Below are 12,268 nucleotides of genomic sequence, written 5' to 3' on the forward strand. Positions count from 1 at the left end.
TGGGGTCCGCTACAAGCGGTGCTCACCGGCCGTGCAATGGGAGCACCACCTTCCTAGGAGGACACGAAGATCCATGTCCAAGATCAAGGTTGAAGGCACCGTCGTCGAGCTCGACGGCGACGAGATGACCCGGATTATCTGGCAGTTCATCAAGGACAAGCTGATCAATCCGTATCTCGATGTGAACCTCGAGTACTACGACCTCGGCATCGAGTCCCGCGACAAGACCGACGATCAGGTCACGATCGACGCGGCCAACGCCATCAAGAAGCACGGCGTGGGCGTCAAGTGCGCGACGATCACTCCCGATGAGGCCCGCGTCGAGGAGTTCGGCCTCAAGAAGATGTGGCGGTCGCCCAACGGCACCATCCGCAACATCCTCGGCGGCACGATCTTCCGCGCGCCGATCATCATCTCCAATGTCCCGCGTCTGGTGCCGGGCTGGACCAAGCCGATCATCATCGGCCGTCACGCCTTCGGCGACCAGTACCGCGCCACCGATTTCAAGGTGCACCAGGCGGGCACCGTCACCCTCACCTTCACCCCCGAGGACGGCTCCGAGCCGATCCAGCACGAGGTGGTGCGCATGCCGGAGGACGGCGGCGTGGTGATGGGCATGTACAACTTCCAGGAGTCCATCCGGGACTTCGCGCGGGCCTCGCTGAACTACGGCCTGCAGCAGAACTACCCGGTGTACATGTCGACGAAGAACACCATCCTCAAGGCCTATGACGGCATGTTCAAGGACACCTTCCAGGAGGTGTACGAGACCGAGTTCAAGGACGAGTTCGACGCGGCCGGTCTCACCTACGAGCACCGCCTCATCGACGATATGGTCGCCTCCGCGCTCAAGTGGGAGGGCGGCTACGTCTGGGCCTGTAAGAACTACGACGGCGACGTGCAGTCCGACACGGTGGCGCAGGGCTTCGGCTCGCTGGGTCTGATGACCTCCGTGCTGCTGACCCCGGACGGGCGCACCTGTGAGGCCGAGGCCGCGCACGGTACCGTGACCCGGCACTACCGCCAGCATCAGCAGGGCAAGCCCACCTCCACCAACCCGATCGCCTCGATCTTCGCGTGGACCCGTGGCCTGGCGCATCGCGGCAAGCTGGACAACACCCCCGAGGTCATCGGCTTCGCCCAGACCCTCGAGGATGTCGTCATCAAGACCGTCGAGGACGGCCAGATGACCAAGGACCTCGCGCTGCTGGTCGGCGGCGACCAGGGCTACCTGACCACCGAGGAATTCCTGGGTGTGCTGGACGCCAACCTGGCGCGGGAACTGCGGTAATACCCACTCTCGGGACTCTCAGGGGCAAGCCCCTGAAACCCCAGGAGGAGGGAAGGCCCTCTCGGGCCGATGGGGGTCAGCCCCCGAAACCCGGCGGCGGAGTGATCCGATGGCCGGGTGGGCGCGGACAGCGTCCGAGGATTTGCGCTGATTGCACGCGAACAGCGCCGCAGCGGCGAACGATGGCGGCCGGGACCGATCGTCCCGGCCGGGGCCATCTCGCCGCACACATTCCGGGCACCTGCCCTCACCGAACGGTGAGTGGGCGGGTGCCCGAACTGTTTTGCGGAAGTGCCCGGTGAGTGAGATCACCGGGGTTTGGGGTATCGGGGGAGTTCGCTCGGGTGTTGCGATTGGTCGTGGTGAAATCCGGGTCCGAAGCCGAGGTTGTGTCCACGCCCGCTGAGGGCGGGGCGAGTGCTGTCGCGGGGCGGAGCGGTTGGCATGTGCCGGCCATGCTGGCGCTGGCGCTCGGGGGGTTCGGGATCGGGACGACCGAATTCGTGACCATGGGGTTGCTGCCGGATATCGCGGCGGCCATGAAAGTTTCCGAACCTACTGCGGGGCATGCTGTTTCGGCGTATGCGCTGGGTGTGGTCGTGGGTGCGCCGGTGATCGCGGCGCTGTGCGCGCGGGTGCCGCGCAAGCGGCTGCTGATGGCCTTGATGGTGGCGTTCAGCCTGGGTAATGCGGCCACGGTGATCGCGCCCAGCTTCGCGACGCTGACGCTCGCGCGGTTCGTATCCGGCTTGCCGCACGGGGCCTATTTCGGTGTGGCGTCGCTCGCGGCGGCGTCGCTGGCGCCGGTGGGCCAGCGGGCCAAGGCGGTTGCCGCGGTTATGCTGGGCCTGAGCGCCGCCAATGTTGTCGGCGTTCCTTCGGCCACATGGCTGGGCCAGCATCTGGGCTGGCGCGACGCCTTCGTGGTGGTCACCGTTATCGGCATCGCGACCGTCGCGGCCATTGCCCGCTTCGTCCCGGAGTTGCACGGCATTCGCCTCACCGACCCCCGCACCGAGCTCGGCGCGCTGCGGCGCTCCCAGGTGCTGCTCACCCTGCTGGTGGGCGCGGTCGGGTTCGGCGGCATGTTCGCCGTCTACACCTACATCACCACGACCCTCACCGATGTGGCCGGTATGCGCCTGGGCCTGGTCCCGATCGTGCTCATGCTCTTCGGTCTGGGCATGGTGGCGGGCAATATCGTCGGCGGCGTGCTCGCCGACCGCGGCGTGGACCGCGCCATCTTCGCCGCCATGATCGCCATGATCGTGATTCTCGCCGGATTCATTGCCGCGGCCCACAATCCGTACACCGCGGCGGTCGGCGCCTTCCTGATCGGCGCGTCGGGCGCGGCGCTGGCTCCGGGCTTGCAGACCCGGCTCATGGATGTCGCGCACGATGCGCAGACCCTCGCCGCCGCGCTCAACCATGCCGCGTTGAACATCGCCAATGCGGCCGGCGCCTGGCTCGGCGGTGTGGTGATCGCCGCCGGTCTCGGCTACACCGCGCCCGCGGCCGTGGGTGCGGGCCTAGCGGTCGTCGGCACCGCGCTCTTCGCCGTGACCGTGCTGATCGCGCGCCGCCCGGCCGCCAAAGCCTGAGTCGAGCCCGCGTCCACGTCGCCTCAGCCGCATCTGCGTTCATGACTCACGGGTCAGGCCCGCGTTCATGACGCTCGAGTTGCGCCCCGCGTTCACGACGGTTCCGCGTGGGGAGCGCTTTCCGGGCCGACCAGGTGCCGGAGCAGGTCGCGCAGGGCGTGCTGCTGCTCGACATCCAGTGTGGTGAGCGGGGATTCGGTTTCCAGGCGGGCGAGGACGGCGGTCCGCGTGTCCTGTCCGGCCGCGGTGAGCTCGATCTGTTTGGCGCGCCGGTCGGTCGGGTGCGGCCGGCGTTCGATCAGGCCGTGCGCTTCGAGCCGGTCCAGGACGAAGGTCGCGTTCGAGGGCTCGCAGGACATGCGGGCGGCGAGTTCACGCGCGGTAATGGGTTCGGACAGTTCGCGCAGTGCGATCACCTGGGACGGGGTGAGCCCCAGGGCGTCGGCCACGCGCCGGACGTGGATGTCGAGGCGGTGGGTGAAGGTGTGCACGAGTTTGCACACGTCCCGCTCGATCTCGGTGTCCACGTGGTGTGTCGGCGTGGTGCCGGTGCGCCGTGCCATGAGCCGAGTCTAGCAGGGAAGCTTCGAACTATGATAGTTACAACTCGTACTATTCGAGTTGTAACTATTTGGAGTGATGATGCGACTCCCTGTCCTGTCCCTGATGCTGGTGGTATTCAGTCTCACCACAGGCGAATTCGTGGTCGCCGGGATCCTGCCGGAGGTCGCGGGCGCACTGTTGGTCCCGGTGTCGGCGGCCGGTCAGCTGGTGACCGCGTATGCGCTGGGCATGATCGTCGGCGGGCCGGTGGTCACCGTGGCGACGGCCCGGCTGCCGCGGCGGGCGGTGCTGCTCGGGCTGGTGGCGGTGGCGGTGCTCGCCAATCTGGGATCGGCGCTCGCGCCCGGCTATTCGGTGCTGCTGGCCACTCGATTCGCGGCCGGTCTGGTGGTCGCGACCTTCTTCGCGGTCGCGGTCACCACCGCGGTGGCCCTCGCGCCGGCCGGGAAGGCCGCGTCCACCATCGCGCAGATCGCCCTCGGCATGAATCTCGGGCTCATTCTCGGCACTCCGCTCGGCACCTGGATCGGGCAGCAGCTCGGCTGGCGCGCCACCTTCGCGGTCGTCGCCGCGTGCGCACTGGCGGCCTTGGGCGCGGTGCTGCTCTTCGTGACCGAACTGCCTTCGGCGACAGCGGGTTCCGCACTGCGCGAACTGCGCGTCCTCGGTGACCGCCGGGTGCTGCTCGCCATCGCTCTCACCGCACTCGGCAATGTGGGCGTGCTCATGGTGTTCACCTACATCACGCCGCTGCTCACCGAGGTGGCCGGATTCGCGGCCGCCGCGGCGCCCGTCCTGCTGCTGGTCTACGGCGCGGGCGCGGTCGTGGGGAATCAGCTCGGCGGGCGGGCGGCCGATCGCGCGCTGCTGCCCGCGCTGACCGGGCTGCTGACGTGCCTGTCCGCCGCGCTCGCGATCTTCGGCATTGTCGACGGAAACCACTGGCTCGCCGTGCTTCTGGTCTTCGTGCTCGGTGTGCTCGCCTTCGCGATCATTCCGGGCATGCAGGCCCGGGTCATCACCGCTGCCGCGGCCGCGCCCACGCTGGCCGTGGCGATCAATGCGTCCGGTTTCCAGCTCGCCGCCGCCCTCGCCGGTCGTTCGGGCGGCTGGATCATCGGCGCGGGACCCGGTCCGAGGGCATTGCCGCTGATCGGCGCGGCCGTCACCCTCGCCGCCGCGGGGCTGGCCGGGCTCATGCTGTACCGGGACAGCAGGTCGCCCAGGGTCGGCGCCGCAACCCGGCCGTGAACATACAGCCGTGTATGTAACTGTGTAGAATCCGCGGCATGACCAGGTCCGCCGTCTCGAAACCGCCGCGTCGCACGCAGGAGCAGCGCAGCAGTGAGACGCGGGCCCGATTGCTGGACGCGACCATCGAATGCCTGGTGGAGTACGGGTACGCGGGGACCACCACGCCGCGGGTGGCCGAGCGGGCGGGCGTGACGCGCGGGGCGCAGGTGCACCACTTCGGGGCCAAGGAGGATCTGGTGGTCGCGGCCATCAGTCATCTGGCGCAGCGGCGCACCGAGGCGGCCATGCAGGAGCTCTCCCGGATCAAGGTGGGGGCCGATCCGGTGACGACCGTGCTGGACTCGCTGTGGGAGCTGCATCAGGGGCCGTTGTTCATCGCGGCCATGGAGCTGTGGGTGGCGGGGCGCACGGATCCGGTGCTGGCGCTGGAGGCGCACAAGGTCGAGCCGTTCGTGAACAATGCGGTGCTGATGGCCTTGAGCCGGTACGTGCCGGACGAGGTGCATCGCAGGGACGCACGGGATTTCGTCTACACCGCGATGGACGCGCTGCGCGGGATCCTGGTGGCCAGCTTCATCGACTCCGATCGCGAACGCGCGCACCGGCGTTGGCAGCGCGCCTGCGCGCATCTGCGGGCGGCGGCGCGGGAGTCGCTGCCGGGGCTGCGGCTCGCGGACTGACCCGGAGACGGCGAAAGCCGTGCCGGCGAGGGGATCTCGCCCGGCACGGCTCTGCCGTCGGTGACTCAGTGCTGGCGCGGCAGCAGGTGGATGCCCGCCTTGTCGGTCGAGAGCGCGAGCGAGCTGATGTACTGGATCTCGCCCTCCGGACCCGGCACCGCCGAGGCGATCATGTCCGGCCGCTCGAACTCCATGCCGGTCACCACGCAGGGCAGCGTCTCGCCGGACGGGTTGCCGTGCTCGTCGAACAGCGGCAGCTCGATGCCGTCGTCGCCGCGGCGCAGGTAGTACTTGCCCTTGGTGGCCATGGCCGTCAGCGGCGTGGCGACGAAGGCGACCACCACCGCGACCAGCGGCGAATAGGGCTTCAGCAGCTCCCCGAACAGGCCGAAGAAGGTCATGATCGACAGCGCCGCCGAGAGTCCGAAGCCGACCAGGCCCACGGGGTTGTAGTCGTAGAGCATGCCGCGGCGGAACTCGGGCACCTTGGGCGAGATCTTCAGGACGTACTTGTTGATCGCGATATCCGTTGCGACGGTGACGATCCAGGCGATGCCGCAGTTGGCGTAGAAGCCCAGGATGTTGTTGAGGAAGCCGAACATATTGGCTTCCATCAGCACCAGCGCGATGATCAGGTTCACGGCCAGGAAGATCAGCCGGCCCAGGTAGGTCTTGGTGACCCGGGTGTAGGAGTTGGTCCAGGCCAGCGAGCCGGAGTAGGCATTGGTGACATTGATCTTGATCTGGCTGATGACGACCAGCACCACGGCCAGCGTCATGGCCAGCCAGCCGGGGACCATGTCCTTGTAGATCTCCAGGAACTGGTGCACCGGCTGATTCGCGATGCCCTGCGCCGCATCCAGATTCGCGATCAGGTAGACCGCCAGGAACAGGCCGACGACCTGCTTGATGGCGCCGAAGAGCACCCAGCCCGGGCCCGCCAGCAGCATCCAGCCCCACCAGCGGCGCGCGTTCTCCGGCGTCTTGGGCGGCATGAAGCGCAGATAGTCGATCTGCTCGGCGATCTGCGCGATGAGCGACAGGCACACGCCCGCCGCCAGCAGGGTGCCGGAAATGCTGACGCCCGAACCGTTCTCACCGCCGTAGGCCCAGAACGCGTCCACCGATTCCGGGTGCCGGATCACCAGGAACGCGAACGGCAGCACCATCAGCAGCAACCATAGCGGCGTCGTCCAGACCTGCAGTTTGGCCAGGGTGTTCATGCCGTAGATGACCAGCGGGAAGATGATGAGCGTCGAGGCCAGATAGCCCAGCCAGAGCGGAATTCCGAGCCCCAATTCCAGGCCCTGCGCCATGATCGAGCCTTCGAGCGCGAAGAAGATGAAGGTGAAGGACGCGAACACGATATTCGTGATGATCGAGCCCTTGTAGCCGAATCCGCTGCCGCGCGTGATCAGATCGAGATCGATGTTGTAGCGCGCCGCGTAATACGCCAGCGGAAAGCCGGTCAGCATCACCACAATCGCGAAGATACCAATGCCGAGCAGCGCGTTTCCGGTTCCGTGCGCAATGCCGATATTCGCGCCGATGGCGAAGTCGGCCAGGTAGGCGATACCGCCGAGTGCCGAGATGCCGACCACCGCCGGGCTCCACTTTCGGTAACTGCGGGGCGCGAACCGCAGCGTGTAGTCCTCCAGCGTCTCCTTGGCCGCCGCCAATCCGTCATTGGTACTCGCACGGGTATCGACATCGACCACGTGAATCTCCCTGTCACCCTCACAGCGTTACTGACAACCATTTGAAGTTCGTACAGGGATGTAGACGAGCAATTGCCTGTCGATTACGTGATTGTTAAGCCCGCCTCACCGGTGACGCAGCTCACAGGAATCGGCTACGCCGCGGCAAGCGCTGCGGGTTCCCGATACATACACGTTCATCTGTATGTATCCGTTTACCGGCCATGACATTGGTTTTTGACACCAACGAGGGCTTGTTCGGGTTCAGCTCTTGCTGGGTTACATACACAGCTGTATGTTTGTGGCCAGCTCGATCCGACGGATCGGCCACCCATCTGTGAGGAGTTCGATGACGAACAAGGTCTACGTCGTCGGCGTCGGCATGACGAAGTTCGAGAAGCCGGGGCGGCGCAAGAACGAGGACGGCAGCGACTGGGACTACCCGGATATGGCGCGCGAATCGGGCACCAAGGCCCTCGCCGACGCCGGGATCGACTACCGCGAAATCGAGCAGGCGTACGTCGGATACGTCTACGGCGAGTCCACTTCGGGGCAGCGCGCGGTCTACGAGCTGGGCATGACCGGCATTCCCGTGGTGAACGTCAACAACAACTGCTCCACCGGCTCGACCGCGCTCTACCTTGCGGCACAGGCGATTCGGGGCGGGCTCGCGGACTGCACCCTGGCGCTGGGCTTCGAGAAGATGCAGCCGGGCTCGCTCGGCACCATGTACGAGGACCGCGAGCAGCCGATGGCCAAGCACATCATGGCGCTCGCCGAGATCTCCGAAGTGCTGTTCCCCGTGGCCCCGTGGATGTTCGGCGCTGCCGGACGCGAGCACATGGAGAAGTACGGCAGCACCGCCGAGCACTTCGCCAAGATCGGCTACAAGAACCACAAGCATTCGGTGAACAACCCGTATGCGCAGTTCCAAGAGGAGTATTCGCTCGACGACATCCTCGGTTCGCGGATGATCTACAACCCGCTCACCAAGCTGCAGTGCTCGCCGACCTCCGACGGCTCGGGCGCGGTGATCCTCGCCAGCGAGGAGTTCGTGACGCGCCACGACCTGGCCGGCCAGGCGGTGGAAATCGTCGGCCAGGCCATGACCACCGACTTCGGATCCACGTTCGACGGCACCGCCAAGAACCTCATCGGCTATGACATGAACGTCCAGGCCGCCGAAAAGGTCTATGCGCAAGCCGGACTCGGCCCGGAGGACTTCCAGGTCATCGAACTGCACGACTGCTTCTCCGCCAATGAGCTGCTGCTCTACGAGGCCCTCGGACTCTGTCCGGAGGGTGAGGCCGGAAAGCTCATCGACGACGGCGCCACCACCTACGGCGGCAAGTGGGTCGTCAACCCCTCCGGCGGCCTCATCTCCAAGGGGCACCCGCTCGGCGCAACGGGATTGGCGCAGTGCAGCGAGCTCACCTGGCAGCTGCGCGGCACCGCCGACAAGCGTCAGGTCGGCAACGTCACCGCCGCCCTGCAGCACAACATCGGTCTCGGCGGCGCGGCCGTCGTCACCGCCTATCAGCGCGCGGATCGCTGAACCCACAAGCCTTGGAGCCGATTCCGGCTCCCGGAACACAGTCAACTTCGCAGTATCCGCGCTCCCGGCACAGCCGGGAGCGCGGGAGGAATCAGGAGCGCAAGTAATGGGTCATATCGAAGCCGGCAAAGACCTGACCGCCAGCCCCGACGCCCTGTGGGCCGTCGTCTCCGATCCGCAGACCTGGGACAAGTGGTTCTCCATCCACGAGCGCTGGATGGAGGAGCCGCCCGCCGTCCTGGCGGCGGGTTCCAAGCTGGTCGCCAAGATCATGATGCTCGGCATGGCCAACAAGATCGAATGGGTGGTGGAGAGCGTCGACACCCCGAATCGCCTGGTGCTCAGCGGCACCGGCATGGCGGGTGTGAAGGTGCAGTTCTCCTTCGACATCCAGCCCACCGACAGCGGCAGCCGGTTCGCGGTGTCCGGCGACTTCGAGGGCGCGCTCATCAAGGGCGCGCTGGGCAAGGCCGTGGAGAAGGACGGGCTCACCCAGCTCGACAAGACCCTCGCCGCACTCGACGCGCTGGCCACGGCGGCCTGAGATGGCCTCCACCACCGTCGCTTTCGACGATGCGGGCCTGAACGTCTGGTCCGACGAGGAGCGCTTCGAGGTCACCCGGGAGCGGATCGCCGAATACGCCGCCGCCACCAACGATCCCATCGCCGCGCATCTCGAAGGCACTGTGGCGCCGCCGATCTTCGCCATCGTCCCGGTCTTCGAGGCCATGATGATGCCGGTCATCGAGGTGGCCCCCATGGACATCTTCGGCCGGGTCGTGCACGGCGAGCAGGACTTCCACTTCCATCGCCCCATCCGTCCCGGCGACATACTGGTGTCGCGCGCCAAGGCCATCGGCTACGACAGCAAGGACACCGGGTCCACCATCACCATCCTCATCGAATGCCGTTCCGAGGACGGTGAACTGGTCAACGAGCAGTACCTGACCGCGTTCTTCCGCAATATCGACGCCGGCAAGCAGGTCGGCGACGGCGCGCCGCCGCACCGGTTCGACAGCACGACAGCGGGACAGCCGCTGGCGAAGGCGCACGCGCACGTGGACGCCGATCAGACGTACCGGTACTCCCCGGCCTCCGGCGATCCGGTGCCCATTCACCTGGACGATCAGGTGGCCAAGGATGCCGGACTGCCGGGCATCATCGCGCACGGCCTGTGCACCATGGCCATGTCCTCCTGGGGTGTACTCACCGAGACCGCGGGCTCGGATGTGCAGCGGCTGAAGCGATTCGCCGTCCGCTTCTCCAAGATGGTCTTTCCCGGCGACGACCTGGAGACCCGGATCTGGCAGCAGGACAGCAAGAACGGGCTCACCAGCTACGCCTTCGAAACCGGGCGCGGGAGCGACCTGGTGCTCACCGACGGCCTCGCCGTCATCGCGGACTGATCCGCGTTCTCCGACTTTCGCAAGGGAGCAAGACATATGGGTGCATTGGACGGACGGGTAGCCGTCATCACCGGCGCGGGCCGCGGCATCGGCCGCGAGCACGCGCTGCTGTTCGCCAAGGAGGGCGCCGCGGTCGTGGTGAACGATCTCGGCGGCAGCAACTCCGGTGAGGGCTCGGATGCCGGGCCCGCGCAGGAGGTGGTGAACGAGATCGTCGCCGCAGGGGGGCGGGCGATCGCGAACACCGACAATATCGCCGACTGGCAGGGCGCGAAGAACCTCATCGATCAGGCGGTCGCGGAGTTCGGGCGGCTGGACGTGGTGGTCAACAATGCGGGCATCCTGCGCGACGCCTTCCTGGCCGGCATGGACGAGGCGCAGTGGGACGCGGTCATCGCCGTGCATCTCAAGGGGCACGCGGCCGTGCTGCGGCATGCGGCCGGGTACTGGAAGGACCAGTCCAAGGCGGGCAATCAGCCCAATGCCGCGGTCATCAATACCGCGTCGGCGTCGGGCACCACGGTGCCCAATGCCGGACAGGCCAATTACGGCGCCGCCAAGGCCGGCATTGCCGCGCTCACCCTGGTCGCGGCCGACGAGCTGGCCCGCTACGGCGTGCGCGTGAACGCCATCGCGCCCATTGCGCGCACGCGTCTCACCCTGGCGACGCCCGGTATGGGCGCGATGATGGCGGCGGAGGCCGAGGCCGTGGCGGAAGGCGGCTTCGACGCCTTCAGCCCCGCCAATATCTCCCCGCTGGTCGCCTATCTCGCCACCGAGAAGTGCCCGATCACCGGCAAGGTGTTCGCGGTGCAGGGCGGCGCCATCTCCGAACTCGCGGGCTGGCACGACGTGAAGACCATCGAGACCGAAGGCCCGTGGCTGATCGACGATATCGGCGACCGGCTGCCCTGACCCCCTGGAGAACAACGATGTTCGAATGGTCCGAGACCGACGAGATCATCCGCGGCGCGGTGCGCGATTTCATCGCCAAGGAGATCCGGCCGCATCTGGAAGCCCTCGACAGCGGCGACATGCTGCCCTACCCCATCATTCGGAAGCTGTTCCAGGACTTCGGGATAGAGGCCATGGGCGGGGAGGCTGTCGCCAAGCTGCTGGCCGGGCAGCGTCAGCGGGAGGAGGCCCTCGCCGCCGGGGAACCCTTGCCGGAGAAGAAGAACGGATCCGGGGAGGGTGGCCCGTTCGCCGGTCAGGAATCGCTCATGGCGGTGCTCATCAGCGAACTGTCCGGGGTGTGCATGGGCCTGGTGACCGCCATGGGCGTCAGCATCGGTCTCGGGGCCACCACCATCCTCTCGCGCGGCACCCTCGCGCAGAAGGAGCGCTGGCTCCCGGACCTGGTGACCATGAAGAAGGTCGCGGCCTGGGCCATCACCGAACCCGATTCCGGCTCCGACGCTTTCGGCGGCATGAAGACCTATGTGCGCCGCGACGGCGAGGACTACATCCTCAACGGGCAGAAGACCTTCATCACCAATGGCCCCTACGCCGACACCGTCATCGTCTACGCCAAGCTCGACGAGGGCGACGGCGCGGACAAGCGCGATCGCAAGGTGCTCACCTTCGTGCTCGACAAGGGCATGGAGGGGTTCACCCAGGGCAAGCCGTTCAAGAAGATGGGCCTGCACGCCTCACCCACCGGTGAACTGTTCTTCGACAATGTGCGGCTGTCGCGGGACCGGCTGCTCGGCGAGACCGAGGAGCACCGGGGCGGCGACGGACGCGAAAGCGCCCGTTCGAGTTTCACCGCCGAACGCATCGGGGTGGCGTTCATGGCGCTGGGCATCATCAACGAATGTCACCGGCTGTGCCTGGATTACGCCAAGAACCGCAAACTCTGGGGCCAGGAGATCGGGCGCTTCCAGCTGGTGCAGTTGAAGCTGGCCAAGATGGAAATCGCCCGGATCAATGTGCAGAACATGGTCTTCAACATTCTCGAACGCGGCCGCGCCGGGAAGTCGCCGACGCTCGCGGAGGCCTCGGCCATGAAGCTGTACTGCTCCGAGACCGCGACCGAGGTGGCCATGGAGGCCGTGCAGCTGTTCGGCGGCAACGGCTACATGTCCGAGTACCACGTCGAACAGCTGGCCCGCGACGCCAAGTCGCTGATGATCTACGCCGGCAGCAATGAGATCCAGGTGACCCACGTGGCGAAGGGACTGCTCGCCCAGTAGTGGCCGAGCAGGGTCCGGATGGGTG

11 protein-coding genes are annotated in these 12,268 nt (G+C 66.8%); 9 read left to right on the forward strand and 2 right to left on the reverse strand.

Annotation, left to right across the window (positions count from 1 at the left end; translation table 11 throughout):
• The first annotated feature begins 73 nt into the window (after positions 1-73).
• Both ACFVIV_RS27860 and ACFVIV_RS27865 read left to right on the forward strand, forming a co-directional pair.
• Positions 74-1,291 (forward strand): NADP-dependent isocitrate dehydrogenase, encoded by a 1,218-nt coding sequence (locus ACFVIV_RS27860; RefSeq protein ID WP_379201259.1) that lies wholly within the window; start codon positions 74-76, stop codon positions 1,289-1,291.
• 455 nt (positions 1,292-1,746) lie between these two features.
• The gene (locus tag ACFVIV_RS27865) at positions 1,747-2,892 is read left to right on the forward strand and encodes an MFS transporter (RefSeq protein ID WP_379201325.1); all 1,146 of its coding nucleotides are present in this window, start codon (positions 1,747-1,749) and stop codon (positions 2,890-2,892) included.
• 92 nt (positions 2,893-2,984) lie between these two features.
• On the opposite strand, the gene ACFVIV_RS27870 is transcribed toward ACFVIV_RS27865, so the two are convergent.
• Positions 2,985-3,455, reverse strand: coding sequence for a MarR family winged helix-turn-helix transcriptional regulator (locus tag ACFVIV_RS27870; RefSeq protein WP_379201261.1), 471 nt, complete (start codon positions 3,453-3,455; stop codon positions 2,985-2,987).
• 103 nt (positions 3,456-3,558) lie between these two features.
• Between ACFVIV_RS27870 and ACFVIV_RS27875 the strand changes: the two genes are divergently transcribed.
• Together ACFVIV_RS27875 and ACFVIV_RS27880 are read left to right on the forward strand one after the other, a co-directional pair.
• Positions 3,559-4,707 carry an MFS transporter gene (locus ACFVIV_RS27875; RefSeq protein WP_379201263.1) on the forward strand — a complete coding sequence of 383 codons (1,149 nt, stop codon included), beginning with the start codon at positions 3,559-3,561 and terminating at the stop codon, positions 4,705-4,707.
• A gap of 38 nt (positions 4,708-4,745) precedes the next feature.
• Positions 4,746-5,390: a TetR/AcrR family transcriptional regulator gene (locus ACFVIV_RS27880; protein ID WP_379201265.1), complete on the forward strand. Its 645-nt coding sequence runs from the start codon at positions 4,746-4,748 to the stop codon at positions 5,388-5,390.
• A 65-nt stretch (positions 5,391-5,455) separates the two neighbouring features.
• Here ACFVIV_RS27880 and ACFVIV_RS27885 read toward each other — a convergent pair whose 3' ends face one another.
• Positions 5,456-7,108 carry a purine-cytosine permease family protein gene (locus ACFVIV_RS27885; protein ID WP_379201267.1) on the reverse strand — a complete coding sequence of 551 codons (1,653 nt, stop codon included), beginning with the start codon at positions 7,106-7,108 and terminating at the stop codon, positions 5,456-5,458.
• Positions 7,109-7,436: 328 nt separating this feature from the next.
• On the opposite strand from ACFVIV_RS27885, the gene ACFVIV_RS27890 reads away from it, so the two are divergent.
• The 5 genes from ACFVIV_RS27890 (at position 7,437) to ACFVIV_RS27910 (ending at position 12,243) form a co-directional block, all read left to right on the forward strand.
• Positions 7,437-8,642: a lipid-transfer protein gene (locus tag ACFVIV_RS27890; protein ID WP_379201269.1), complete on the forward strand. Its 1,206-nt coding sequence runs from the start codon at positions 7,437-7,439 to the stop codon at positions 8,640-8,642.
• Positions 8,643-8,748: 106 nt separating this feature from the next.
• The gene (locus tag ACFVIV_RS27895) at positions 8,749-9,186 is read left to right on the forward strand and encodes an SRPBCC family protein (RefSeq protein ID WP_379201270.1); all 438 of its coding nucleotides are present in this window, start codon (positions 8,749-8,751) and stop codon (positions 9,184-9,186) included.
• Position 9,187: 1 nt separating this feature from the next.
• Entirely contained in the window at positions 9,188-10,048 is an 861-nt protein-coding gene (locus tag ACFVIV_RS27900; protein WP_379201271.1) for a MaoC/PaaZ C-terminal domain-containing protein, read from the forward strand.
• 36 nt (positions 10,049-10,084) lie between these two features.
• Positions 10,085-10,963 carry an SDR family oxidoreductase gene (locus ACFVIV_RS27905; RefSeq protein ID WP_379201272.1) on the forward strand — a complete coding sequence of 293 codons (879 nt, stop codon included), beginning with the start codon at positions 10,085-10,087 and terminating at the stop codon, positions 10,961-10,963.
• 17 nt (positions 10,964-10,980) lie between these two features.
• Positions 10,981-12,243 (forward strand): acyl-CoA dehydrogenase family protein, encoded by a 1,263-nt coding sequence (locus ACFVIV_RS27910; RefSeq protein WP_379201273.1) that lies wholly within the window; start codon positions 10,981-10,983, stop codon positions 12,241-12,243.
• The last annotated feature ends 25 nt before the right edge of the window (positions 12,244-12,268 follow it).

The organism is Nocardia sp. NPDC127526, from assembly GCF_042672265.1.
In the GTDB taxonomy this organism is placed as follows: Bacteria; Actinomycetota; Actinomycetes; order Mycobacteriales; family Mycobacteriaceae; genus Nocardia.